Source organism: Micromonospora sp. NPDC047644, assembly GCF_040704315.1.
GTDB lineage: Bacteria > Actinomycetota > Actinomycetes > Mycobacteriales > Micromonosporaceae > Micromonospora.
On the sequence record NZ_JBEYSY010000001.1, the window covers coordinates 1 to 25,053 of the forward strand.

Annotated in this window: 24 protein-coding genes; 5 read left to right on the forward strand and 19 right to left on the reverse strand. The window is 70.8% G+C overall.

Going from position 1 to position 25,053, the window contains the following annotated elements; translation table 11 throughout:
* Positions 1 to 159: 159 nt before the first annotated feature.
* From AB0877_RS00005 to AB0877_RS00020, 4 genes are all read right to left on the reverse strand, one after another.
* Positions 160 to 753, reverse strand: a complete 594-nt coding sequence (locus AB0877_RS00005) for an ATP/GTP-binding protein (protein ID WP_139581860.1) — start codon at positions 751 to 753, stop codon at positions 160 to 162.
* 1 nt (position 754) lies between these two features.
* Complete coding sequence (locus tag AB0877_RS00010; protein WP_030329021.1) at positions 755 to 1,132, reverse strand: DUF742 domain-containing protein; 378 nt, start codon at positions 1,130 to 1,132, stop codon at positions 755 to 757.
* 98 nt (positions 1,133 to 1,230) lie between these two features.
* Positions 1,231 to 1,635: a roadblock/LC7 domain-containing protein gene (locus tag AB0877_RS00015; RefSeq protein ID WP_030329023.1), complete on the reverse strand. Its 405-nt coding sequence runs from the start codon at positions 1,633 to 1,635 to the stop codon at positions 1,231 to 1,233.
* Positions 1,632 to 5,294 (reverse strand): nitrate- and nitrite sensing domain-containing protein, encoded by a 3,663-nt coding sequence (locus AB0877_RS00020; RefSeq protein ID WP_366605209.1) that lies wholly within the window; start codon positions 5,292 to 5,294, stop codon positions 1,632 to 1,634. The genes AB0877_RS00015 and AB0877_RS00020 overlap by 4 nt, the downstream gene beginning before the upstream one ends.
* Positions 5,295 to 5,796: 502 nt before the next feature.
* On the opposite strand from AB0877_RS00020, the gene AB0877_RS00025 reads away from it, so the two are divergent.
* Positions 5,797 to 6,090 carry a hypothetical protein gene (locus AB0877_RS00025; RefSeq protein ID WP_366605211.1) on the forward strand — a complete coding sequence of 98 codons (294 nt, stop codon included), beginning with the start codon at positions 5,797 to 5,799 and terminating at the stop codon, positions 6,088 to 6,090.
* A 2-nt stretch (positions 6,091 to 6,092) separates the two neighbouring features.
* On the opposite strand, the gene AB0877_RS00030 is transcribed toward AB0877_RS00025, so the two are convergent.
* On the reverse strand, positions 6,093 to 7,166 hold the full coding sequence (locus AB0877_RS00030) for an adenosine deaminase (RefSeq protein ID WP_366605213.1): 1,074 nt from the start codon (positions 7,164 to 7,166) through the stop codon (positions 6,093 to 6,095).
* A gap of 52 nt (positions 7,167 to 7,218) precedes the next feature.
* The gene (locus AB0877_RS00035) at positions 7,219 to 7,677 is read right to left on the reverse strand and encodes a PPOX class F420-dependent oxidoreductase (protein ID WP_366605215.1); all 459 of its coding nucleotides are present in this window, start codon (positions 7,675 to 7,677) and stop codon (positions 7,219 to 7,221) included.
* 57 nt (positions 7,678 to 7,734) lie between these two features.
* Here AB0877_RS00035 and AB0877_RS00040 point away from each other — a divergent pair, with 57 nt between their 5' ends.
* Both AB0877_RS00040 and AB0877_RS00045 read left to right on the forward strand, forming a co-directional pair.
* Positions 7,735 to 8,223 (forward strand): MarR family transcriptional regulator, encoded by a 489-nt coding sequence (locus tag AB0877_RS00040; protein ID WP_366605217.1) that lies wholly within the window; start codon positions 7,735 to 7,737, stop codon positions 8,221 to 8,223.
* A gap of 1 nt (position 8,224) precedes the next feature.
* Positions 8,225 to 9,124, forward strand: a complete 900-nt coding sequence (locus AB0877_RS00045) for a putative RNA methyltransferase (RefSeq protein WP_366605219.1) — start codon at positions 8,225 to 8,227, stop codon at positions 9,122 to 9,124.
* Positions 9,125 to 9,126: 2 nt separating this feature from the next.
* Here the strand turns inward: AB0877_RS00045 and AB0877_RS00050 are convergent, their stop codons facing one another.
* The 8 genes from AB0877_RS00050 to AB0877_RS00085 all read right to left on the reverse strand — a co-directional run bounded on the left by AB0877_RS00050 (position 9,127) and on the right by AB0877_RS00085 (position 18,435).
* Positions 9,127 to 9,807, reverse strand: a complete 681-nt coding sequence (locus tag AB0877_RS00050) for a DUF4272 domain-containing protein (RefSeq protein ID WP_366605221.1) — start codon at positions 9,805 to 9,807, stop codon at positions 9,127 to 9,129.
* A 111-nt stretch (positions 9,808 to 9,918) separates the two neighbouring features.
* The gene (locus AB0877_RS00055) at positions 9,919 to 11,199 is read right to left on the reverse strand and encodes a thymidine phosphorylase (protein ID WP_366606130.1); all 1,281 of its coding nucleotides are present in this window, start codon (positions 11,197 to 11,199) and stop codon (positions 9,919 to 9,921) included.
* A gap of 129 nt (positions 11,200 to 11,328) precedes the next feature.
* On the reverse strand, positions 11,329 to 12,039 hold the full coding sequence (locus AB0877_RS00060; RefSeq protein WP_366605223.1) for a cytidine deaminase: 711 nt from the start codon (positions 12,037 to 12,039) through the stop codon (positions 11,329 to 11,331).
* Between the two features lie 175 nt (positions 12,040 to 12,214).
* Positions 12,215 to 13,495, reverse strand: coding sequence for an ABC transporter permease (locus AB0877_RS00065; RefSeq protein ID WP_366605225.1), 1,281 nt, complete (start codon positions 13,493 to 13,495; stop codon positions 12,215 to 12,217).
* Positions 13,496 to 13,498: 3 nt separating this feature from the next.
* Entirely contained in the window at positions 13,499 to 14,869 is a 1,371-nt protein-coding gene (locus tag AB0877_RS00070; RefSeq protein ID WP_366605226.1) for an ABC transporter permease, read from the reverse strand.
* Positions 14,870 to 14,945: 76 nt separating this feature from the next.
* Positions 14,946 to 16,553, reverse strand: a complete 1,608-nt coding sequence (locus AB0877_RS00075) for an ABC transporter ATP-binding protein (protein ID WP_366606132.1) — start codon at positions 16,551 to 16,553, stop codon at positions 14,946 to 14,948.
* A 189-nt stretch (positions 16,554 to 16,742) separates the two neighbouring features.
* Positions 16,743 to 17,810 carry a BMP family ABC transporter substrate-binding protein gene (locus tag AB0877_RS00080; RefSeq protein ID WP_366606134.1) on the reverse strand — a complete coding sequence of 356 codons (1,068 nt, stop codon included), beginning with the start codon at positions 17,808 to 17,810 and terminating at the stop codon, positions 16,743 to 16,745.
* A 277-nt stretch (positions 17,811 to 18,087) separates the two neighbouring features.
* Positions 18,088 to 18,435, reverse strand: coding sequence for a hypothetical protein (locus tag AB0877_RS00085; protein WP_366605228.1), 348 nt, complete (start codon positions 18,433 to 18,435; stop codon positions 18,088 to 18,090).
* A gap of 189 nt (positions 18,436 to 18,624) precedes the next feature.
* Between AB0877_RS00085 and AB0877_RS00090 the strand changes: the two genes are divergently transcribed.
* Both AB0877_RS00090 and AB0877_RS00095 read left to right on the forward strand, forming a co-directional pair.
* The gene (locus tag AB0877_RS00090; protein WP_366605230.1) at positions 18,625 to 19,671 is read left to right on the forward strand and encodes a LacI family DNA-binding transcriptional regulator; all 1,047 of its coding nucleotides are present in this window, start codon (positions 18,625 to 18,627) and stop codon (positions 19,669 to 19,671) included.
* Positions 19,672 to 19,706: 35 nt separating this feature from the next.
* Positions 19,707 to 21,338 carry a glycoside hydrolase family 13 protein gene (locus tag AB0877_RS00095; protein ID WP_366606136.1) on the forward strand — a complete coding sequence of 544 codons (1,632 nt, stop codon included), beginning with the start codon at positions 19,707 to 19,709 and terminating at the stop codon, positions 21,336 to 21,338.
* 154 nt (positions 21,339 to 21,492) lie between these two features.
* On the opposite strand, the gene AB0877_RS00100 is transcribed toward AB0877_RS00095, so the two are convergent.
* From AB0877_RS00100 to trpS, 5 genes are all read right to left on the reverse strand, one after another.
* A complete protein-coding gene (locus AB0877_RS00100) occupies positions 21,493 to 21,930 on the reverse strand; it encodes a hypothetical protein (protein WP_366605232.1) in 438 nt (145 codons plus the stop codon).
* An 81-nt stretch (positions 21,931 to 22,011) separates the two neighbouring features.
* Entirely contained in the window at positions 22,012 to 22,398 is a 387-nt protein-coding gene (locus tag AB0877_RS00105) for a GntR family transcriptional regulator (protein ID WP_366605234.1), read from the reverse strand.
* Positions 22,398 to 23,324 (reverse strand): YhjD/YihY/BrkB family envelope integrity protein, encoded by a 927-nt coding sequence (locus tag AB0877_RS00110; RefSeq protein ID WP_366605236.1) that lies wholly within the window; start codon positions 23,322 to 23,324, stop codon positions 22,398 to 22,400. The genes AB0877_RS00105 and AB0877_RS00110 overlap by 1 nt, the downstream gene beginning before the upstream one ends.
* A gap of 106 nt (positions 23,325 to 23,430) precedes the next feature.
* A complete protein-coding gene (locus AB0877_RS00115) occupies positions 23,431 to 24,000 on the reverse strand; it encodes a 2'-5' RNA ligase family protein (RefSeq protein ID WP_355010199.1) in 570 nt (189 codons plus the stop codon).
* Between the two features lie 25 nt (positions 24,001 to 24,025).
* Positions 24,026 to 25,051: a tryptophan--tRNA ligase gene (gene trpS, locus AB0877_RS00120; RefSeq protein ID WP_366605238.1), complete on the reverse strand. Its 1,026-nt coding sequence runs from the start codon at positions 25,049 to 25,051 to the stop codon at positions 24,026 to 24,028.
* Between the last annotated feature and the right edge of the window lie 2 nt (positions 25,052 to 25,053).

Genomic DNA, 25,053 nt, shown 5'->3' on the forward strand with positions numbered 1-25,053 from the left:
TGCCACTCGGGCCGGACGAGTCCGGCTGGAGCATGCCGCACGGGCGTGGCTGAGCCGGGTCGGCCGACCGCCCCGACCGTTCCGAGCGCCCGCGCACCGGGGCGGCTGGCAGCGCCCGACGGCGGCCGGAGCCACCACCGGGGCGTGCGGCGTCCCGGATCAGGCCGGGGCGACGGCGCGCGTACGGCGCATCGTCAGCACGTACTCGACCAGCGAGATCAGCACGTGCTTCGTCGACTCCCGGTTACGGGCGTCGCACGCCACCACCGGCACGTCGCTCGAGATCGCCAAGGCGTCCCGGACGTCCTGCGGGTCGTGGTACTGCATCCCGTCGAAGCAGTTGATCGCCACCAGGTACGGCAGGCGTCGGTGCTCGAAGAAGTCGATCGCCGCGAAGCAGTCGGCCAGCCGGCGGGTGTCCACCAGCACGACCGCACCGATCGCGCCCCGCACCAGTTCGTCCCACATGAACCAGAAACGGGTCTGACCCGGCGTACCGAACAGGTACAGGATCAGGTCACGGTCGATCGAAATCCGGCCGAAGTCCATGGCCACCGTGGTCGTCGTCTTGCCCGGCACCTGCCGGGTGTCGTCGACGCCCACGCCAGCGGAGGTCATGATGGCCTCGGTGGTCAGCGGCGTAATCTCCGAGACCGAGCCGACCAGCGTCGTCTTACCGACGCCGAATCCACCGGCGATAACGATCTTCGCCGACGTCACGCGGCCGCCCGGGTTCGGCGGGCGGTGCGACATGTCAGAGCCTGCGAAGTCCACTCAGCACCCTCTCCAGCAGTTCAGTGCCCACCGCGTCGTCGGAGTCGTCCAAAATGGTCGGCTCGTGGACCGCGACCAGGCCGTCCGTCGCCATGTCGGCGATGAGCACCCGGGCCACACCGAGCGGGAGCTGCATCCGCGCCGCGATCTCCGCGAGCGACTGCACGCGACCGTCACACAGCGCGGCGATGTACTGGTGTTCGCGGCCCTGGCCGCCGTTGCCATTGGCAGCGGCCCGACCGCGCACCGTCGTCTCGACGAGCGCCTCCAGCGCGATGTCGAGCCGGGGACGGGTGCGACCACGGGTCACGGCGTATGGACGGACCAACGCTCCGGTTGGTTCGTCACGATCGGCCATCTCGCCGCTCACCTCCTTCGCACCCGTTACCGGCTCCCACCGGTGAAACCCGTCGTTGTCGTTGTTGACGTCGTGCCGACCTCACGATCGGCGAGACGTCAGCCCAGCATGCCCGCAGCCGCACGCGGCTGCGGGGTCAGCGCGTCGCCCACCCGGTCGACCAGCAGCGCCATCTCGTAGCCGACCTGGCCCACGTCGGAGCTGCGGGCGGCCAGCACGGCGAAGGACGAGCCGTCGGAGATGGACATCAGGAACAGGAAGCCATTGTCCATCTCCACGACGGTCTGCAACACCGCGCCTCCCTCGAAGCAGCGTGCTGCCCCCTGGGTCAGGCTGACCAGACCCGACGAGATCGCGGCGAGCTGATCTGCCCGGTCGCGCGGCAGATCCCGTGACGACGCGAGGAGTAGGCCGTCCGCCGATACGGCGACCGCATGCGCGACGCCGGGCACCCGGTCGGCGAAGTTGGCCAGCAGCCAACCAAGATCCTGCGTAGTTGTCATCCTTCTTGCTCCTTCTGCCCGCTCCCGGCCACCGGGCCTGAGCCAGACTGCGAGGATTGCCCTCCCGGAGTCGCCTCCGGGCTGGTCGGGTTGTCCGAGGTGCTACGCCCTCGCTGCACGCCCCGGTGGTAGGCGGAGAGCAGGCCACGAACCGCCTCCGGGGAGCGCCGCTGGACCGAGGTGGTGGGCTTCTCCACCGCACCAGGTACCAGCTGCGCCATCGGCTTGCGCTTCGGCAGACCGGTCGTGGTGGTCTCGCTCACCGGCGCCGCGCCGGCCGCCGCGGAGGCAGCACGCCAGCCGTCGTCGGCGGCGGTCTGCCAGCCGTTGCTCTGCGGTTGGGGCCGGCGGTTCGGCAGGCTCTCGGCGAGGCTGGGGCGGGTGCCCTCGTTCGCTGTGGAGCCGTTGTCCCGCGGCGCTCCTCCGGCCGTCGGAGTGTCTGCCATCGGTGTGTTACCTGTCGTCCCGGGTGGTGTCTTGTGGACTGCCCGACCGGTGGCCTCGACCGCGGCGAACTGCTGGGTCGCGGAGTCGCCGTTCGTCGCCGGCTCGGCGCCGGCCGCGGTCTCCTCGGAGCCCGGGCGACGGGTACGGAACCAGGCCGACTCGAGCTCCCGGAAGATCGGCAGCTCCATCGTCTCATCCGCGTACCGCTGACGGTTCTGCGCCTGCGGCTGCTGCGGCGTCGGCCGAGTCTGCGGAGCAGCCGGAGCCGGAGCGGGGGCCGGCGCTGCCGCCGGGGTCGGCGCCGGTGCCGGAGGCTGGGCTGCGGCCGGCTGCTCGCCGGGTCGCGGCACCCTCGGCAGCTCCGTCGTCATGTCCAGCGCGGCGGCGAGCCGCTCGGGCACCGGCGGGGTGGCGGTGTCCCGGTCGCTTCCCGGCACCGGCGGCCAGGCTGGCGGCGCCGGGGCGTTGGGGGCCGGCGCGGGCGGCGCGGACCGGGGCGCGAAGCCGCTGAACGACTGGCTGGCGGCCGGCGGCGCCGAGTACGGCTGGTTCGCGTACGGCTGGCCGGACGCCGGCGAGGCCGAGACGGGCGACGCGGACACCGGCGGACCGGCGTACGGCTGCCCGGAGGCCGGAGCGGCGGACACCGGCGCGCCGCCGTACGGCGCACCCGAGTAGGGCTGCCCGGAGTACGGCTGGCCGGAGGCCGGCGAGGCGGAGACCGGGGCACCGGAGTAGGGCTGCGCGGAGACCGGCGGCGCGGAGTACGGGTGCGCCTCGGGGCTGCTCGGCAACTGACGCGGAATGGACGGCTGCTGGTCGTTGGTCGGGGTCTCGTCCCCGGCCCGACGCTGCGGCAGCGGGTCGTTGCCGTGACCGTTGGTCGGCCGGGGGGTGAACCCGTCGCCGCCGTTGACGCCGTTCGTCCCGGCCGCGCCGGTCAGGTCGGACCAGGCCGGCATCGACCGGTACGCGCCGCCGTTGGCGGGGGTGCCGGCGCCGTTGCGCGTCGCGGGGTCGAACGGGCGGCCGCCCAGGGTGACCTGGTTGCCGGACTCGCTCGGGCGAGGGCCGTTGCCCAGGGCGGGCAGCGCGCCGAAGACCGGGGCGGGCCCACCGGACTGCGGACCGCCGAACTGGGGAGCAGCGGACTGCGGACCACCGAACTGGGGCGCACCGGCCGCCGGCAGCGCCGGAGGTTGCTGCACCCGACCGGAGAGCGCCCGGGGCACCAGCACCGAGGTGGGCAGGGTCACGTCGGCGACGGTGCCGCGGTCGTTGCCGGGTCGCAGCTCGACCCGCACCCCGTGCCGGGACGCCAGCCGGGCGACCACGACCAGGCCCATCATCCGGGACACGGCCACGTCCACCTGCGGCGGCGTCGCGAGCCGCTCGTTGAGGTCGTGCAACTGCTCGGCGCTGATGCCGATGCCGCGGTCCTCGACGTACAGCGAGGAGCGGTCACCGACCCGGCGGGCCTCGACCATGACCTGCGAGTCGGGCGGGGAGAACGCGGTGGCGTTGTCGAACAGCTCCGCGACGAGGTGCACCAGGTCGTTGACCGCGTGCGCGGCGACCTCGATGTCACGGTCGATGACCCCGAACTCGATCCGGGTGTAGTGCTCGACCTCGGACTGCGCGGCGCGCAGCACGTCGATGAGAGCGGCCGGCTCACGCTGCACACGGGTGGAGTCGGCGCCGGCGAGCACCAGCAGGTTCTCGTCGTTACGGCGCATCCGGGTGGCCAGGTGGTCGAGCTGGAACAGCTCGGCCAGCCGGTCCGGGTCCTCCTCGCCGCGCTCCAACCGGTCGAGGTGACCGATGAGGCGGTCGACCAGGATCTGGGAACGACGGGCCAGGTTGACGAACATGGTCGCGACGGAGGCACGCAGCGCCGCCTGCTCGGCGGCCGTGCGGACGGCTTCCAGGTGGACGGCGTTGAACGCCTCGGTCACCTGGCCGAACTCGTCCTTGCTGCGCACCGGCAGCGGTTCGGCGATCTGGTTGGCCAGCTGCACCGGCGAGAGCTGCCCGACGACCTGCGGGTCGCGCAGACGGGCCACCGCCTGTGGCAGACCGTACTGGGCAACGGAGAGCGCACCCTGCCGCAGCTCACGCAGGGAGCGGGCCATCGAGCGGGCCACCAGGTAGGCGAAGAGGATGGCCAGCAGCAGCATGCTGAGCAGCAGGCCGGTCTCCAGGAAGACCTGGCGCTGGACGTCCGAGCGGAGCGCGTCGGCCTGGTCGACCACCTCGCTGTCGAGTTTGATCTCGACGGTGCGGATCAACCTGGAGTTGGCCGTCATGGCGGCTTCCCACTGGTCCGGGCCGAACGGCGCACCGCGCATGTCGCCGGTGGTGTTGCCGTCGATCCAGCCGGTGTAGTTCTGTGCCTGCCGACGGTCGCCGCCCGCGACCGTCTGGTCGTGGAACTTGGCGTCGTCCGGGGTGGCGACGGCCTTGAAGCTCTGCAGGGCCTGCTGCTGGCCGGTGTCACTGGCGATGTAGTCCCGACGCAGTGCCGAGGTCAGGCGCTGACCGCCCTTCACACCCAGCGCGCGGTGCACCACGACCCGACGTACGGCGAGGAACTCCTTCTCCCGGGCGATCGCCGCGGCGGCGCGCATCCGGTCGCTCAGCTGGTTGTCACCGGCGAGCTGCGTGGACGAGTCGCGGATGGCCAGCAGGTCGCTGATCAGCCCCTCGTACGCCTGCACGGTCTCGGTGAGCGCGAGCTTGCCGTTGAACACCTGGCTGCGGACGCCCGCCAGATCCTGAAGGTTCTGGTCGATGCTGTCGAGCAGACCTTCCAGGCTGCTCGGCAGGTCCTCGACCTCGGCCCGCTGCTGCCGGTAGGGGGCCGCTGCCTGGTCCACCCGGGAGTTCACCCGGTTGTAGGCCTCCTGGTACTGCGCCGTCGGCTGCGTCCCGTCGGCGGCCAGCAGCAGTACGGCGGCGGTCCGCTCGTCCTGGAGTGTGTCGACCAGGTCACCGGAATAGCTCGACAGATTCGCCAGGTCGCCAGCTCGGTTGGCATTGTTGAGCGTCTCCACGTGGTCGATGAGACCACTGGTGCCCACCACGACCGTGGCGATGGTCGGCACGATCATGATGAGACCGAGCTTGGACCAGATCGGCATGTCCCGGAGCCGGCTGGCCGGCCGGCGCAGCCGCGACAGGAAGGAGCCCGCCGTCTTTGGCCGTTTGCTCACGTCACCGCCCTCGCGATTACAGCTTGAACGCGTTGCCCCGGGCAACGCCCAGCGACCGACCCGGCGGGTCGGACCCCCGAGATTCCATCACGCCGGTCGACAAGAAGAAAGCCCAGGTTGTCCCAGACCGAAGGTGTGATGAGATGTTGATGCGATTTGATAGCAGTCTGTCTGGCCGGAGTAACTGAAGGTAATGGAACATCCGCACCGAGTTGTCCTACTGGCCGGCCCATCGGGGTCCGGAAAGTCGTACATAGCGCAGCAAACCGGCTTGCCGGTGCTGTGCTTGGACGACTTCTACAAAGACGGCGATGACCCTACGTTGCCGAGACGAAACGGCCAGGTGGATTGGGAATCGCCGCACTCCTGGGACGCCCTCAGTGCGGTGGAAATCATTGCCCAACTTGCCCGTGAGGGCCGAGCCGATGTGCCGGTTTATGCGATCGGCGCAGATCGACGGGTGGCCACCCGGCCATTTGATGTCGCCGGATCGCCACTTTTCGTGGCCGAAGGGATCTTCGCCGCCGAGATCGTCGAGGAGTGCCGTCGCCGCGGCCTGCTCGCCGGGGCGTACGCGCTGCGACGCCCGCGCGGGGCCACCTTCCTACGCCGACTCGCCCGCGACCTGTCCGAGCAGCGCAAGGCGCCCCGGGTGCTTATTCGGCGCGGGGTGACGCTGCTACGGGCCGAGCCCGCCGTGCTGCGCCGGCAGATCGGCCTCGGCGCGGAGGCGGCCCGGGCCCGGGAGGTGCTGCGCCGGGTGGCCGGGCTGCTCGCCGGCCACCCGCATGGCTGAGCTCAGGCCAGCAACTTCGCGTACGCCGGCTTGATCACGTCATCGATGATCCGCAGCCGCTCGTCGAACGGGATGAAGGCGCTCTTCATCGCGTTGATGGTGAACCACTGCAACTCCTTCCAGCCGTAGCCGAACGTCTCCACCAGCAGCGACATCTCCCGCGACATCGAGGTGCCGCTCATCAACCGGTTGTCGGTGTTGACGGTGGCCCGGAAGCGCAGGTCCCGCAGCAGGCCGATCGGGTGGTCCGCGATCGAGGCCACCGCGCCGGTCTGCACGTTCGACGAGGGGCACAGCTCCAGGGGGATCCGCTTGTCCCGGACGTACGCGGCGAGCCGGCCGAGTGAGCCGTCGGGGGCGATGTCGTCGACGATCCGCACCCCGTGGCCGAGCCGGTCCGCCCCGCACCACTGGATCGCCTGCCAGATCGACGGCAGGCCGAACGCCTCGCCGGCGTGGATGGTGAAGTGGAAGTTCTCCCGTTGCAGGTACTCGAAGGCGTCCAGGTGCCGGGTGGGCGGAAAGCCCGCCTCGGCGCCGGCGATGTCGAAGCCGACCACCCCGGCATCCCGGTGCCGCACGGCCAACTCGGCGATCTCCTGGGAACGGGCGGCGTGGCGCATCGCGGTGAGCAGGGTGCCCACCCGGATGGTGAGGCCCGCCTCCACCGCCTGGGCGGTGCCCTCGGCGAAGCCGGCCAGCACCGCCTCGACGACCTCGTCCAGGCTGAGGTCCCGTTCCAGGTGCTGCTCCGGGGCGAAACGCACCTCGGCGTAGACCACGCCGTCGGCGGCCAGGTCCAGGGCGCACTCGCGGGCCACCCGACGCAACGCGGGCGCGGTCTGCATGACGGCCACGGTGTGCGCGAACGTCTCGAGGTAGCGCTCCAGGGAGCCGGAGTCCGCGGCGTCGGCGAACCAGCGTCCGAGCCCCTCCGGGTCGGTGGTGGGCAGCTCGTGGCCCACCTCGGCGGCCAGGTCGACGATCGTCGCCGGCCTCAGCCCACCGTCGAGGTGGTCGTGCAGCAGCGCCTTCGGGACCTTGACGATGTCCTCGTACCGGATAGTTGCGACCATGCTCAGACCCTAGTCAGCGGCCTGGGCGGACCGGTACGGGACCGGCCGGGCGTCACGGCCGCCAGCCGTACACCCGGTGCACGTCGAGTCGGATCACCAGCCGGCCGTCGGCGACCATCGCGGCCCGGTAGTCCGCCCAGTCCGGGTGGTCACCGCGAATCCGGCGGTAGACCTCGACGAGTTCGTCGACTGTCTCGTCGGTGGTGGCCAGGGCCGGCTCGCTGAGCGTCACGGCCCCCTCCGCGACCGCGTACGCGCCGCCGTCCGGCGTGGTGACGTGGAAGCTGGCCCGGGGATCGCGGCGCAGGTTGCGGACCTTCGCCCGGTCGCCGGTGGTGGAGCAGCGCAGCAACCCCGGCTCGGCCAGGTAGTCGAGGTTGGACAACTGGGGCCGCCCGTCCCGGCGCACCGTGGCGAGCACTCCGCGCCCCCGCTGGCCGAACAGCTCCCACAGCCGGTCAGCGGCGGCCGCCGCCGGCACCCCAGGCCCCTGGCGAGAATTGGTTGACATGTCATCGAAACTAGAGGCAGATCGATGACATGTCAACGAAAGCGTTAGACTCGACGGATGGACACACCCCGGTGGTTGGACGCTCGGGAGGACCGCGCCTGGCGTGGCTACCGCCGGATGCGTCGACTGCTCGACCTGGAACTGGCCCGGGAGCTGACCCAGGACGCCGGCCTCTCCGAGGCCGACTACGACGTGCTGTCCGACCTCTCCGAGACACCGCAGGGGCGGCTGCGCCTGCGGGAGCTCGCGGACCGGATGCTCTGGTCGCGCAGCCGGCTCTCCCACCACCTGACCCGGATGCAACAGCGCGGCCTGGTCACCCGCGAGGAGTGCGCCGATGACGCCCGGGGCTCGGTCGTCGCCCTCACCCCCGCCGGGCGGCAGGCCATCGAGTCCGCCGCCCCCGGTCACGTGGCGGCCGTCCGCCGGCACCTGATCGACCTGCTCACCCCCGCCGAGGTCGACGCCCTCGGCGCGCTCACCCACCGGGTGGTCGACCACCTCGGCGGGCGGGCGCCCCGGCCACGGCACGATGCGGAGGTCTGACGTGGACCCCCGCATCCTCGACCGGCTGCGCTGCCCGGTCTGTGGCGAACCGCTCGCGCCGGCCACCGACACGAGGGCGCTGCGCTGCCCACGCCGGCACAGCTTCGACATCGCGCGCCAGGGCTACGTCAACCTGCTCACCGGTCGGGCCCCGCACGTCGGTGACACCCCCGACATGGTCGCGGCCCGCGCGGACTTCCAGGCCGCCGGGCACTACGACGTCATCTCGAGCGCCCTCGCCGCCGCCGCGACGGACGCTGTCGGCCGTCTCGCCGGAGCGCCGCTGGAATCCACGCCAGCAGCGGCACAACAGCCTGGCTTCGGGGCGTACCCCCTGGTGGTGGACGCCGGCGCCGGCACCGGCCGCTACCTCGGCGCGGTGCTGGCGGCGCTGCCGGACGCCGTGGGGCTGGCCCTGGACGTCTCCAAGCCGGCGCTGCGCCGCGCGGCCCGCGCGCACCCCCGGGCCGCCGCCGCGCTCGCCGACACCTGGCAGCGACTGCCGCTCGCGGACGCCTCGACCGCCGTGCTGCTGAACGTCTTCGCCCCGCGCAACGGCCCGGAGTTCCACCGGGTGCTACACCCGGCCGGCACGTTGCTGGTGGTCACGCCCGACACCGACCACCTCGCCGAGTTGGTGGACACCCTCGACCTGCTGCGGGTGGACCCGGACAAGGCCGACCGGGTGGCGGCCAGCCTGGGCGGGCACTTCACGCCGGTCAGCTCGGCGGTGCACCGGGCCGGGTTGGCACTGACCCGGCCCGAGGTCGCCACAGTGGTCGGCATGGGCCCCAGCGCCTGGCACACCGACGCGGCCGCGCTCACCACCCGACTGGCCGCGCTGCCCGAACCGGTCCGGGTCACGGTGGCGGTCCGGCTCGACGTCCTGCGACCTCGCTGACCTCAGGTGGAGAGGTCGACCTCTTCCCAGCCGGGCGGCTCGTCGTGGTACGGCCCGCGCAGGATCACCGCCCACTCCAACGCCCAACGCCGCTGCCCGATCGCGTTCGCGTCGACCAGGCCCGGTGCCCGCCGGCCGCCGCGCTCGGTCTCCAGGTACGCCCAGTCCAGGCAGTAGTGCAGGTCGAGCAGGGCTGCCGCGTCGGCCGGGTGCTGCGGCGCCGTGAGGATCCGGGAGCGCCAGTGCGCGAAGGTCTCCCCGTCGACGATGTGCGGCATCCGCTCGACCAGCCGCTCGTCGACGGCCAGCGTCGGGTCGAGCTGCTTGCTCAGCCCGAGCACCCAGGCCAGCGCGAAGAGCGCGTCGTGGTGCAGCACGAACGACCGGTGGTCACCCTTACCGCCCATCACGAACTGCCACTCCGGCGGGGTGACCATGTCGACCAGATGCGAGCCGAGCAACCAGCTCATCGCGGCCTGCGGGGGCATCCCGAAACAGCGCGCCAGGATGAGGTGCAGCACCGCGATCCGCGCCTCGATCTCCACGGTCGGGCGCAGGTCGATCTGGTCACCCGGCTCCCAGACGAGGGGAAACTGGGCCGGCGGCAACGGCAGGCCGAGCCGGGACAGCTCGTCCAGGCTCGCCTCGCGCACCTCACGTGGGTCGGGGGCAGCAACGGTCACGGCGGATCTTCCTGTCTGCTCGCGCCGGCGCAAGGCCGGTTGTCCCCCCTTGGCCTGCGACAATAGCGCTCCCACGGGACCGGCACCATGCCAGGGCGAGGGCCGGGTCGATCAGCCGACGCGTTCGATGACCAACGACGTCGCCGCCGGGGCCGTCGACCCGATCCGCACCGCGTTCGCGGCCTCGGTCAGCGCGGCCGGAATCCGCGTCGCGTCGTCGGCACGCAGCTCGTAGAGCGGGTCACCGGCCCGCACCTCGTCACCCGGCCGCTTGTGCAACACCACACCGGCCGGCACGCTGACCGGGTCCTCCTTGCGCGCCCGGCCCGCGCCGAGCCGCCACGCCGCAACCCCCATGGCGTACGCGTCGACGGCCGCGACGTACCCGTCGCGCTCCGCGCGCACCACCTCCACCTCGGCCGCCGCTGGCATCGGCGCGTCCGGATCGCCGCCCTGCGCCCGGATCATCGCCCGCCAGGAGTCCATGGCCCGGCCGTCGCGCAGCGCCGCGGCCGGATCGGCGTCCGGCAGACCGGCGGCGTCGAGCATCTCCCGGGCCAGCGCGAGGGTCAGCTCCACCACGTCGGCCGGCCCCCCACCGGCCAGCACCTCGACCGACTCGGTCACCTCGACCGCGTTGCCGATCGCCAGACCGAGCGGGGTGGACATGTCGGTGAGCAGGGCGACCGTCCGCACCCCGTGCGCACCGCCCAGCTCGACCATGGTGCGCGCCAACTCGCGGGCCTGGTCGACGGACTTCATGAAGGCGCCCGAGCCGACCTTGACGTCGAGGATCAGCGCCCCGGTGCCCTCGGCGATCTTCTTGCTCATGATCGAGCTGGCGATCAGCGGGATCGCCTCCACGGTGCCGGTCACGTCGCGCAACGCGTACAGCTTGCGGTCGGCGGGGGCGAGCCCGGCACCGGCCGCGCAGATCACCGCACCGACCTCGTCCAGCTGGGCGATGAACTCGTCGTTGCTCACCGTGGCCCGCCAGCCCGGAATGGACTCCAACTTGTCCAGCGTGCCGCCGGTGTGCCCGAGACCCCGGCCGCTCAGCTGCGGCACGGCCGCGCCGCACGCCGCCACCAGCGGGGTGAGCGGCAGAGTGATCTTGTCGCCCACGCCGCCGGTGGAGTGCTTGTCGACCGTCGGCCGACGTACCGCCGACAGGTCCAACCGCTCGCCACTCGCGATCATCGCGGCGGTCCACCGAGCGATCTCCGGCCCGGTCATGCCGTTGAGCAGGATCGCCATCGCCAGCGCGGACATCTGCTCGTCGGCGACAACCCCCCGGGTGTACGCGTCGACCACCCAGTCGATCTGCGCGTCCGACAGCACACCGCCGTCCCGCTTCACCCGAATAACGTCAACAGCAGCAAAACTCATCAGAAGATCTTCCTAGTCCTTTGGCGGAACCGACGCACGGCATTGCCGACGCGGGGCGGGGGCCGACCGTGCCCGGCGGAGGGATCAAGCCTGACCGCCCGGAGCCGGGCACGGTCGGCCCCGCCCCCAAGCTCAGCCACCAGACCACCGAGTCGGGATCTCCAAAGGCGGCTCACCCTCGCCGGCCCAGAAGATCGTGCCGGTCGCGTCGACCACCACCACCCGCGGTGTCCGGGCCAGACCCCAGGTGATCGCCTCGGCCGGGTCGTCCCAGCTCGGCGCCTCCTCCAGCACCCCGGTCTCGGCACCCGCGTCGTCGCCGGCCGACCGCTCCCAGTACGCCGTCCAGACCTGCTGGCCGGCGGACATGTCCGGGTGTACGAAGACCGTGCCGCGCCCGCGCCAGGCGGCCAGTCGCTCCGGAACCACCGGCACCGGTGTCTCACCGACGACGGCTTCCAGGTCCTCCACGCCGAAGGCGTGCGGCAGCAACTCGGCCATCCGCAGCGGGTTGCCCTTGGTCTCGATCAGGCACTCCGGGCCGCCGTGTTCCCAGAGCAGCTGCCGACACCGACCGCAGGGCATCAGCGGCTCACCGGTCGCGTCGACGCAGGAGAGCGCGACGAGTCGACCGCCACCGGTGGCGTGCAGGCTGGACACCACCCCGCACTCGGCGCAGAGGGTCACCCCGTACGCGGCGTTCTCCACGTTGCAACCCACCACCACGCGGCCGTCGTCGACAAGCGCGGCCGCGCCGACCGGGAACGTCGAGTACGGCGCGTACGCGTGCCGCATCGCGTCGGTGGCGGCGGCGCGCAACCGCGCCCAGTCAATGTCGCTCATGCCGCCATTCTGCCCAGGTAGCCCAGGTCAGAAGCGGGCAGGGGTCCAGGGCGCGGTCCAGCCGACACGCCGACCAACGCACCGCAGAGCGTTGATCAGGTGATGAGAAGTAGGCCATGGACGGCCGTGGCACCTACTTCTCATCACCTGATCATGGTGGCGCAACGCCAGGGGGTCAGCCCTTGATGTACGGCTTGCCGTCGGCGGCTGGCGCCCGGACCCGACCGACCAGCCCGGCGACCGCCAGGATGGTCGCCAGGTAGGGCAGCATGGCCAGGAACTGGCTGGGGATCGAGCTGCTGATCGCGCCCAGGTACGTGGCGAGCTGGTCGGCGAACCCGAAGAAGAGCGCGGCGAGCAGCGCGCCGGTCGGGTTCCACCGGCCGAAGATCAGCGCGGCCAGGGCGATGAAGCCCTTACCGCCGATCATGTTCTTGGTGAACGAGTAGAGCGCCAGCGTGTAGGACGCGCCACCGATGCCGGCGACGACGCCGGCCAGCAGCACGTTGCGGTAACGCACCCGCAGCACCTTGACGCCGAGCGTGTCGGCGGCGATCGGGTGCTCGCCGACCGAGCGGGTCCGCAGCCCCCACCGGGTGCGGAACAACCCGATGTGGATCACCAGCACCAGGAGCAGCCCGAGGTAGAGGAAAATGTTGCCGCGGAACAACGCCGGACCGAGCACCGGGATGTCCTTCAGCAGCGGGATCTCCCAGTTGCTGAACCGGGGCGCGCTGTTGTACTTCGCGGCGTCGGTCTGCATCAGCCGCTCGTACAGGAAGCCGGTGACGCCGACGGCCAGCAGGTTCAGCACGATGCCCATGACGACCTGGTCGACCAGGTAGCGGATGGCGAAGACGGCCAGCAGCAGCGAGATGAACGCGCCCCCGATGGCTGCGGCGACCAGGCCCACCCACACGCTGCCGGAGATGCTGCCGAACAGGGCCCCGCTGAACGCGCCCATCAGCAGTTGACCCTCGATGGCCACGTTGACCACGCCGGACCGCTCACAGAGCACCCCAGCGAGCGCGCCGAAGATCAGCGGCAGGGCCAGAATGAACGTACCCCGGATGATGTTGACCAGCGGCATGAAGTTCTGCCCGGTCGGCGCGGCGCTGACCTGCCAGCAGAGGAACGACAGCACGAAGGCGACCAACCCGACGCCGAGCACGGGTAGGAACCAGCGCTTCGGCACCCCGGCCAGCAGCGCCGCGCCAGCGGCGATCGTGATGATCCCGAAGAGGATCGCCCCGATCGTGCCGTTGATCTCCAGTGCGGCACCGGCCGCGTCGTCGCTGAGGGTGAACCGGGCCTGTTGGTCGGTGGCGAGCGCGCCGAAGAGCACCGCGGCCAGCAGGCCGAGCGCCAGCAGCGTGAGACCGACCTTCCGGCTGCGGGTCCAGAAGCCCTCGTCGACCGGGGCGACCGCGATGTCGGGGACAGCCATGGTGGACATGAGTTACCAGCCCTTCGCCAGGCTCGTCTGCAACCGGGCGGCGCGCGCGGCCCGGAGCTGGAAGATCGCCTTCACCAGGGCCGGTGCGGCGATGAAGATGACAATCAGCGCCTGAAGCACGGTCACCAGCTCCAGCGAGATCCCGGAGTACGACTGCATCCGGTTACCACCGGCCTGGAGCGCGCCGAACAGCAGCGCGGCGAGCAGCACCCCCCAGGGCTTCACCCGGCCGAGCAGCGCCACCAGGATGCCGTCGAAGCCGATCTGCGCGACCACCAGCGGGGTCAACGCGCTGGCGGTCGAGCCGAGCACCATGTTCGAGCCGCCGAGGCCGGCCAGGATTCCGGCGAAAACCATGATCAGGATGTACGTCCGGGTGACGCTGATGCCCGCGGTCCGGGCGGCGTCCGGGTTGGCGCCGACCGCGCGCAGCTCGAAACCGAGCGTCGAGCGGTTGAGCAGCCAGGCGACCGCCCAGGTGGCCAGCACGGCGAGCAGGATGCCGGCGTGCACCCGCAGGTTGTCGCCGAGCAGTCGGGGCAGCTGGGCGGAGGTGTCCACCGCCTTGCTGATCGCGTCGGCACGGCTCGGGTCCTGCACGCCGTTCTGCACGATCAACCAGGTGAGGAAGTACGTGGCGACGTAGTTGAGCATGATCGTGTTGATCACCTCGTGCGCGCCGGCACGGGCCTTGAGGATGCCGGGGATGAAGCCCCAGATCGCTCCACCCAGCGCGCCGGCCAGCACCGCCACCAGCAGGTGCAGGCCGGGCGGCAGCGGCAGCAGGAAGCCGGCCAGCGCCGCCATGATCACACCGATGATGGCCTGGCCCTGGGCGCCGATGTTGAACAGACCGCCCCGGAAGGCCAGCGCCACCGACAGGCCGGTGAAGACCAGCGGCGCCGCGTAGGTCAGCGTCTCCGAGATCGGCGCGAGCACCGCCTGCCACCCGTTGGCGCCGTCCAACCAGCCGGAGAACGCCTCGGGATCGAAGATCGAGCCCTTGAACAGGTTCGCGTACGCCTCGCTGACGAGCGTCCAGCTGGAGTTGATCGCGTCGGACGGGCGGGAGGTGATGTACGAGTAGGTGGAGAGCACGTCGGGATCAGAGATGATCATCAGCACCGCACCGACCACGATCGCCAGCACCAACGACAACAGGGTCACCGTGAAGGTGTTCGCCGCCCAGAGGTTGTCCAGGAACAACCGGCCCAGGCTCGGCTTCGGCTCCGGGCCCGACTCCGCCACCGAGCGGTCCGGCTCGGTGGCCACCTCGGCGCGTTCGGTGTTGCCGAGCGCGTTCTGCGCGGCCTGCGCCTCGCTCGCCGGTTCCTTGTCCGGCGAGCCGGACTGCGGGTTGGAAGGGTTGGTCATGCCGTCACTCCGCTTCGCTGCCTGACGTCATGACGCACCAACCCCCGACAACCATGATTCACTCGCTGGCGCTCGCTCATGCCTTGTCCTCGCTCGCGGAGCCCGCGTCGCTCGCCGGGCTCCCGTCTGCCGCTTCGGGCTCGCCGTCGGCGGGTGCCGCGACGGCTTCGTGGGCCGCGTCCGGGCTGATGCCGGCCATCAGCAGGCCGATCTCCTCACGAGGGGTGTCCGGGCCGACGATGCCGATGATCCGACCGCGGTACATCACCGCGATCCGGTCGGCCAACCCGATCACCTCGTCGAGTTCGCTGGAGACCACCATGACGGCCGTGCCGACGTCGCGTTCGTGGATGATCTGGCTGTGGATGAACTCGATCGACCCCACGTCGACACCACGGGTCGGCTGGGCGGCGATGAAGAGCTTCAGCGGCCGGGACAACTCCCGGGCCACGATCACCTTCTGCTGGTTGCCGCCGGACAGGGTGCCGACCGCCGCGTCGGCCGATGAGGTACGGACGTCGAACTGCTCGATCCGTTCCTTCGCCGAGGCCGCGATCGCGTCCGGCTTCAGCGCGAGCCCGGAACCGAAAGGTGGCCGGTCGTAGATGTCCAGCACCAGGTTCTCCGCGACGCTGAACTCCTTGACCAGGCCGTCCACGCTGCGGTCCTCGGGCACGTAGCCGACGCCCGCCCGGAGCACCTTCTTGGGCTTCCAACCGTCGATCCGGTCACCGGCCAGGCTGACCGTGCCGGCCAGCACCGGGCGCAGCCCCATGATCGCCTCGATCAGCTCGGTCTGACCGTTGCCCTGCACACCCGCCACGCCGAGCACCTCGCCCGCGTGGACGGTCAGGTCGATGCCGTCGACCGCGCGGATCTGCCGGTCATCGTCGACGACGAGCCCGGCCACCTCCAGCACCGGCTCGCCCGGCGTGGCCGGGGACTTGTCCACGGTGAGCCGGACGTTGCGCCCGACCATCAACGCCGCCAACTCGTCCCGGCTGGCCTCCGGCGAGGCGGTGCCCACGGTCTTTCCGCGTCGGATCACGGTGATCCGGTCGGCGATGGCCTTGACCTCGCCGAGCTTGTGGGTGATGAAGACGATCGACTTGCCGGCCGCCTTGAGCGACCGCATGACCGTCAGCAGCTCCTCGGTCTCCTGCGGGGTGAGCACCGCGGTCGGCTCGTCCAGGATGAGCAGGTCGACGTCGCGGGTGAGCGCCTTGACGATCTCGACCCGCTGCTGGATGCCGACCGGCAGGTCCTCGATCACCGCGTCCGGGTCGACCCGCAGGTTGTAGCGCTCGGACACCTCGGTGACCTCGCGCCGGGCCCGACGCCGGTCCAGGAAGCCGGCGATTCCGCCCCGGACCTGCTCGGCGCCGAGCATGATGTTCTCGGCGACGGTGAAGACCGGCACCAACATGAAGTGCTGGTGCACCATGCCGATCCCGGCGCCGATCGCGTCGGACGAGCCCTTCAGCTTCAGCGGCTTACCGTCGACCAGGATCTCGCCCTCGTCGGGCTGGTAGAGCCCGTAGAGCACGTTCATCAGGGTCGACTTGCCCGCGCCGTTCTCGCCGAGGAGGGCGTGAATCTCTCCAGGCTCCACCGTCAAGTCGATGTGATCGTTGGCGACCAGATCACCGAACCGCTTGGTGATGCCGCGCAGTTCGAGTCTCAGCGCAACCTCCTGGAGTGCGAGCGATGGTGCAGCCTAGCTGCCGTCGAACCGGCCGGACCGGCCCGGCCGCCGTGGTGCGCGATCGGCCGCTCCGACCCTGCGGGGCATCCGCGGAGCCAGAGCGGCCGATCGGTCGTAGCTGTCCCCGCCGACCTCCCCGATGATCTCACCGGAGGGGCCGGCCGGTTGTCACTTGGTCGGCTGGGCCTTCGAGGTGACGGTGATGGTGCCGGCGGCGATGTCCGCCTTGATCTTGTCGACCTCGGCCTTCAGCTCGGCCGGAACCTTGCTGTCGAAGTCGTGGTACGGGGCGATCGAGACACCGTTGTTGGCCAGGGTGCCGACGAAGCCCGGCGTGGCCGGCAGCTTGTCACCGGCGGCGGCCTTGACCACGGCCTCCTTGACGGCGTCCGGGATGTTCTTGACCACGGTGGTGATGATCGCCGCGCAGTCCGGGGTGCTCTCGCAGCCGTCGACGTCCACCCAGATGGTGCTGTACTTGCCGCCCGACGCCTTGGCCGCGGCCGTGGTGCCCAGGCCGGAGCCGCCGGCGACCGGCATGATGATGTCCGCGCCCTGGGCGACCAGCGCGTCGGAGACCTTCTTGCCCTCGTCCTGCTTGTCGAAGGCGTTGGAGAAGGAACCCTTCTGGGTCTCCTTGTTCCAACCCAGGGCCTGGACGTTCTTGCCCTTGGCGGTGTTGAAGTACTTCACACCGTCGACGAAACCGTCCATGAAGATGGTCACCGGCGGGATCGGAACCGCACCGTAGGTGCCGACCTTGCCGCTCTTGCTCATCCCGGCGGCCAGGTAGCCGGCCTGGAACGCGGCCTGAGCGGTGTCGAACTGCATCGGGTAGACGTTGGCGTCACCCGGGTTCGCGTCGACGATGCCGAACTGCTGGTTCGGGTTCGCCTTGGCGATCTTCGAGGTGGCGTCGCCCATCAGGCCACCGACCGCCAGGATGAAGTCGCACTTCTGGTTGACGAACTGCGTCAGGTTCGGCTCGTAGTCGGCCTCGGCCTTCGACGCGACGTACTTGATGTCGATGTTGTCGTTGGCGGCCTTGGCCTCCTGCAGGCCCTTCCAGGCCGAGGCGTTGAACGACTTGTCGTCGATGCCGCCAACGTCGGTCACCATGCAGGCGCTGAACTTCTTGGCGCCACTGCCGGCGTTGTTGTCATCCTTGGGCGCCTCGCCACAAGCGGCGGCGGAGAGCGCGAGCCCACCCACCGCGAAGATCGAGGCGATCCGCATCCCACGCACCGAGCGCAAGACGTCTCCTTCCCATTGCTCACCGCGCCTTGTGCGGTGGCAGCCCATCAGCCGGCCTGCGGGTGTGCCGCCGGCTGTCCCACGTTACGGACGGGAGCGTACGCCCGCGCCCACCCACCGGCCGACAATCGTGCACGACTGTTGAGCGCCTGTTACCCGGGTGTAACCCTTGCGTGGGGCACGTCACTCTTCGTGCTGGTAACCGTGCGCCGCAGCGTCCGCAACGTCCGTTTTCAGGAGGCCCCTTCCTCCCCGGACGTTACCGCCAAAAGACCGCGACCGCCGCGTTGACCAGGGTCAGACCGACGATCGCGAGGAAGTGACCGCGGTTGACCACGTCCCGCTTCCGCGAGAAGAAGACCATGACGAAGATCAGCAACGCGATCACCAACTTCGTCACAAGTTTCGCCGGGCTCGGCTCGTCGTCGCCGCCACCGCGCAGCGGCGCGGAGAGGCCCAGCCCGGTCAACAACTGGATCACCGCGCCCCACAGCATGGCCGGGTTGATCCGCAGCCGACCGCTGGCGTACTGGGCGATCGAGCCACCGAGCAGCAGGGCGAACCCGATCAGATGGACGTAGAGAAGGATGAGTCTGAGAGCTTCCACGCTCGCCATACTCCCCTATGAACGACGGATCGTAGTAGAGGGAATCGCCCGCGAACGCGGATCAGTCGATCAACCGGCCACCGCAACGCCGCCCACTCTCGTTGCGGGGACGCAAGCAAGGCGTTGCAAGTAATGGAAGAGCTTGCAGGCGTACCCCGCAAGAACTTGCCGGTGGGCTACAGTGCCGCCATGCGCGCTCGACTGTCCGACATCGCCCAGCAGGCCGAAGTCAGCGAGGCCACGGTGTCGCGGGTGCTCAACGACCGCCCCGGCGTGGCCCCGGAGACCCGGCAGGCCGTGCTCACCGCCCTCGACGTGCTCGGGTACGAGCGGCCGGCCCGGCTGCGCAAGCGCAGCGCCGGTCTCGTCGGGCTGGTGGTGCCGGAGCTGGACAACCCGATCTTCCCCGCCTTCGCCCAGGTCATCGAGTCCACACTGGCGCAGAGTGGATTCACGCCGGTGCTCTGCACCCAGACCGCCGGCGGCGTGACGGAGGACGAGTACGTGGAGATGCTGCTGGACAGGCAGGTCTCCGGCATCGTCTTCGTCTCCGGGCTGCACGCCGACACGGCCGCCAACCACGACCGCTACCGGGCGCTGCTCACCCGGCCGATGCCGGTCGTGATGATCAACGGGTACGTGCCCGGCATCGGCGCGCCCTTCGTCTCCTGCGACGACCGGGAGGCGGCCGAACTGGCAGTTGCCCACCTGGTCGCGCTCGGGCACCGACGGATCGGCCTGATCACCGGCCCGGACCGGTTCGTCCCGGTGCAGCGCAAGGTGGCCGCCTGGCGTTCCGCGATGACCCGGCTGGCCGGCGTCGCCGAAGCCGACCTGGGCCCGCTGGCCGAGCTGTCACTGTTCGGGGTGGAGGGTGGCGAGGCGGCGGCCGGCCGCCTGTTGGACCGCGGCGTCACCGGCGTGGTCTGCGGCTCCGATCTGATGGCGCTCGGCGCGATCCGGGCCGCCCGTCAACGCGGCCTCGACGTGCCCGGCGGCCTCTCCGTGGTCGGCTACGACGACTCCCCGCTGATGGCCTTCACCGACCCGCCGCTGACCACCATGCGGCAACCGGTCACCGCGATGGCGGTGGCCGCCGTCCGCGCCCTGGTCGACGAGATCAACGGGCACGGCGCCCCGCACTCGGAGTACCTGTTCCGCCCGGAGCTGGTGGTGCGCGGCTCCACCGCTGTCGCACCGAGTTCCGCCCGCTTGTCTTACGCAAGATCTGCTTGACTCTTGCAACGGCGGGCCGGCATATTGCTCGAATGATCAGCACCGCCAGCCCGCCGCAGACCACCGACGCCGACTGGTGGCGCTCCGCGGTCGTCTACCAGGTGTACGTCCGCAGCTTCGCCGACAGCGACGGTGACGGCATCGGCGACCTCCAGGGCATCCGGCAGCGCCTGCCGTACCTGCGCGACCTCGGGGTGGACGCGCTGTGGCTGACCCCCTTCTACACCTCGCCGATGATCGACGGCGGGTACGACGTGGCCGACTACCGGGACGTCGACCCGATGTTCGGCACACTCGCCGACTTCGACGAGATGATCGATGACGCGCACGCCCACGGCCTTCGGATCATCGTCGACCTGGTACCCAACCACACCTCCAGCGCGCACCACTGGTTCAGCGCGGCGCTCGCCGCCGGCGCCGGCTCATCGGAGCGGGCCCGCTACCTCTTCGCCGACGGTCAGGGCACGCACGGCGAGTTGCCCCCGAACGACTGGGAGAGCATCTTCGGCGGCCCTGCCTGGACCCGGATCGCCGACGGCCAGTGGTATCTGCACCTGTTCGACAGCTCGCAGCCGGATTTGAACTGGCGTCACCCGGAGGTTCGCGCCGAGTTCGAGGACGTGCTGCGGTTCTGGCTGGACCGGGGCGTCGACGGATTCCGCGTCGACGTGGCGCACGGCATGATCAAGGCCGAGGGGCTGCCGGACGTCGGCTTCAGCACGGCGACCACCGGCCAGCGGCAGGTCGAACTGCTCGGTAAGGGCCGGCTGCCGTACTTCGACCAGGACGAGGTGCACGAGATCTACCGGGCCTGGCGGCCCATCCTGGACAGCTACCCGGGCGGTCGAATGGCGGTCGCCGAGGCGTGGGCCGAGACGCCACAGCGCCTGGCCCGCTACATCGGCCCGGACGAGTTGCACCAGGCGTTCAGCTTCGACTTCCTCGACGCCACCTGGTCGGCCGAGTCGTTCCGCAAGGTGATCGACACCGCGTTGGCCGAGGCGACCGTCGTCGGAGCGCCCACCACGTGGGTGCTGTCCAACCATGACAAGCAGCGCCACGTCACCCGGTACGGCGACGGCGTCGAAGGGCTGCGCCGAGCCCGGGCCGCCAGCCTGCTGATGCTCGCCCTGCCTGGCTGCGCCTACCTCTACCAGGGCGAGGAACTGGGCCTGCCGGAGGTCCTCGACCTCCCCGACGAGCTGCGCCAGGATCCGGCGTTCCTGCGCACCGGCGAGAGCCGTGACGGCTGCCGGGTGCCCATCCCGTGGAACGGCGAGCTGGCTCCGTACGGCTTCGGGCCGGCCGGTAGTGCGCTGAGCTGGCTACCCGCGCCGGCGCTCTGGCGGGCGCTGTCCGTCACGGCGCAGACCGACCTGCCCGGCTCGACCCTGGAGCTGTACCGGACCGCGCTGCGGATCCGCCACGTTCATCCCGCGCTCGCCCTCGACGCCGACGGGGTCACCTGGCGGGAGAGCGAGCCGGGCGTGCTGGCCTTCTCCCGCTCCGCCGGCGCGACCGAGCTGACCTGCGTCGTCAACATGAGCGGCGCGCCGGTCCTGATCGACGGGTACGGTCAGCCGCTCGTCGCCAGCGACGAACTCACCGAACAGGGCTCCGGCCGGCTGCTGCCAATTGACGCGGCAGTCTGGTTGGAACGGCGCTGAACGGGTAACTCGTTCTCGACCTGGTCGTTCGTCGTGCCCCGCGCCGGCGGGCGACTGGGCTACCGGCCCCTTGTGGTGGGGGGTGAGGTGCCACCGGTGCCACGCGGAGTCCACTCCGCGTGGCGCCGGTGTCCGTGCACACCGACCCAGGTCGTCACTTCGCGGTGAGCAGCGCCGCGATCCGGGTGAAGCCGGCACGCACCTCGGCCTCGTCCGGCGCTTCGACGGGCTCACCGTGGCCGGCCTCGTCGGCTGCCGCGTCCAACTCCTCGTCGATCACGTCCTCGAAGTCGCCGTACAGGTCGGCCCCCTCCACCTGCCGGGCCTCGTCCTCGGCGGCGACCTGCGCGGCGGCGATCTCGCTGCGGATCTCGTCGGGGGACAGCGCCGGCAGCAGCGGCTCCACCACGGCCATCAACTGCTCCTCGGCCACCACCGCCTCGGCCAGGGCCAACGCGTGCGGTCGCTCGTACGGCCCGCAGACCACCGGCTCCCACTCGTCGAGATCACCGAGCGGACCGAAGGTGATGATCCACGGCAGGCCGAGGAGCGGCGAGTCCGCTGGCAGGTCCAGTGTCATGAGTGCGCCCACCGGCTCATCATGGTCCGCGAACGCGAGCGGTGGCGCGGTTCTGCTCAGTTATCGCCCGTCCGACGGTCCATCGGCAGCCGGTCAGCCGGGGCGGACCGCGTCCAGGGCGGCGCGGACCAGGGCGAGCGCGGTGGCCGGTGGCACGCCGAGCCGGCCCGCCTCGGCCGCGTAGCCGGCCGCCGCCCGCTGCAACCGGTCGACGGCGTCGTCCCGCCCGGGAGCGACGAAGGTGCCGTTGCGCCCCCGGGTCTCCAACAGCCCGGCCGCCTCCAACTCCCGGTAGGCGCGGGCCACCGTGTTCGCGGCCAACCGCAGGTCGGCCGCGAGCTGCCGGACGGTGGGCAGCCGGCTGCCCACCGGCAACCGGCCGTCGCCGATCAGCTCGGCGAGCTGCACGCGCACCTGCTCGTACGGGGGCACCGACGAGTCCGGGTCGACCGAGATCAGCACCTGCACGCCTTCCGTCATCAGCCCGCACCGCCCGGCGTACCGGGGTCGATGCCCTCGTCGACATCCTTCGGCGGGGCGGGGGTCTCCGCCAGGTCCACCACCCGGCCGGTGGTGCTGGTCGCCAGGAGGGCCGCGCCGAACAGAACCAACTGGTTGAGCAGGTAGAGGTACAGCAGCAGACCGACGGCGCCGGCCACCACGGTGTACGCCGGGTTCCGCTCGGTCCGCACCACGTAGTACCGGCCGACGGTGTTCAGCAGCGTGATGCCGACAGCGACGAGCAACACCACCGGGCGCAGCCGGGACCGGCTCATCCGCAGCCGGGGCACGGCGAGCAGCAACGCGGTGGCGAGCACGGTGTTGACCAGCACGCTGAGCACCGCGCTGATGGTGGTCAGACCCACCGAGCCGGTGCTGCGCAGCAGGAAACGCAGCAGCGACTCCAACGCGTCCACTGCCGCGACCGAGACGCCGAGCAGCACGAAGACGCCGATCATCACGCCCAGGTCGACGAGCCGCCGCACCACCAGATTGCCCGGCTGCTGGTTGAGCTGGTACATCAGCCGCTGCGAGGATCGGATGGCCTCGACCCAACCGATCCCGGTGAAGACCAGGATGACCAGGCCGACCACACCGACGGTGCCGCTGGAGTTGGCGATCTGCTCGGCGTCCAGGAACGGCAGATTCTCCTTGAGGAAGTCGGCCGCAGCCGCGCTGACCTCGTCGTTGTCCTCCAGGATCGCACCGAAGACGGAGAACGCGACCAGGGCCAGGGCGAACACGGCGAAGAAGCCGTAGTAGGCGATCGCGGCGGCCAACCGGCCGGCCAGCACCTCGCCGTACAGCACCCCGGCCCGCCACACATGATCGAAGAGTCCCGACCGGTGGCGCGCGGCGCTCACCCAGCGGTCGATGCCCGTCTCGATCCGGCCGATCACGTTCACGCGGTCATCCTCGCCGATCTCCCACCGCTGTAGTGGCAACCGGCTCCCGATGCTCGCCGGCCGGCGCGTCGCTGCTTCAGGTGCTGACGGCTCGGTTGCCGGCGTTTCAGGTGCCGAGGCAGAAGTCGCGACGCGGCTGCCACCTGGCCTGCCCGCTGTGCGAGAAGAGGGTGAACCCGTCGACCTCGAACATGGCGGAGAAGTCGGCCAGATCCTCGTACACCCGGTCCAGGGCCTCCGGCGCCACGTCCTGAGCCACCGTGACGTGCGGATGGTAGGGGAAGCGGAGTTCGCGGTGCAGGCCCGGCGCCGCGGCGATGGCCGCGGCCAGCAGCTCGCACTCGCTGATCCCGGCGGCCACCGCGACGAACACCACCTGGGTGACCGGACGGAACGTGCCGGTGCCCCGCAGGTGCAGGGTGAACGGCAGGTGCGCGGCGGCGACGGCGGCCAGGTGCCGCTCGACCGCCGGCAGGTTGGCCGTCCGGATCTCGGTGGGCCCGAGCAACGTCACGTGCGCGGGCACCGCCAGCGGATCACCGGCCTCGACCCGCCGCCGGGTGAGCAGGGCACCCCACGGCTCGGGGATGTCCACGGCGATGCCGATCTGGATGGTGTCGCCGGTCGGCGGCACCCCGCCACTGCGATCCACGCTTCGCGCCGCCCCTCCGAGCACCGAGCCGTCCACCTGTACCGCGGAGCTACTCGCCGCGCACGGGCGGGAAGAACCCGACCCGCTCGTACGCGGACCGCAGGGTCGCCGCGGCCACGGTGCGGGCCTTCTCCGCGCCGGAGGCCAGCAGCTTGTCCAACTGCGCCGGGTCGTCGAGGTAGGCGCGGGTGCGCTCCTGGATCGGCCGGACGAAGTCCGTCACCACCTCGGCCAGCTCCTTCTTCAGATCGCCGTAGCCACGGCCCGCGTAGGCGGCCACCAGCTCGTCGATGCCGCGGCCGCTCAGCGCCGAGTAGATGGTCAGCAGGTTGGACACACCCGGCTTGGTCTCGGTGTCGAAGACGATCTCCCGACCGGTGTCGGTCACCGCGGACCGGATCTTCTTCGCGGACCGCGCCGGGTCGTCGAGCAGGTCGATGATGCCGGCTGGCGAGGACGACGACTTCGACATCTTCGCGGTCGGGTCCTGCAGGTCGGTGATCTTGGCAGTGTCCTTGACGATGTGCGGCGCGGGCACCGTGAAGGTCGCGCCGAACAGCGAGTTGAAGCGCTGGGCCAGATCCCGGGAGAGTTCCAGGTGCTGGCGCTGGTCCTCGCCGACCGGGACCGCGTTGGCCTGGTAGAGCAGGATGTCGGCGGCCTGGAGCACCGGATAGGTGAACAGCCCGACGCTGGCCCGCTCGTTGCCCTGCTTCTGCGACTTGTCCTTGAACTGGGTCATCCGGCTGGCCTCGCCGAAGCCGGTGATGCAGCCGAGCACCCAGGCCAGCTGCGGGTGCTCGGGCACCTGCGACTGGACGAACAGCGTGCTGCGTTCCGGGTCGAGCCCGACCGCGAAGAGCTGGGCCGCGGCCACCCGGGTCCGCTGGCGCAGCAGCGCCGGATCGTGACCCGCGGTGATGGCGTGCAGGTCCACGACGCAGTAGAACGCGTCGTGGGTGTCCTGTAGCGCCACCCAGTGCCGCACCGCGCCGAGATAGTTGCCGAGGTGGAACGAGTCGGCTGTCGGCTGGATGCCGGAGAAGACGCGGGGCCGGGCGGGAACGTCGGACATGG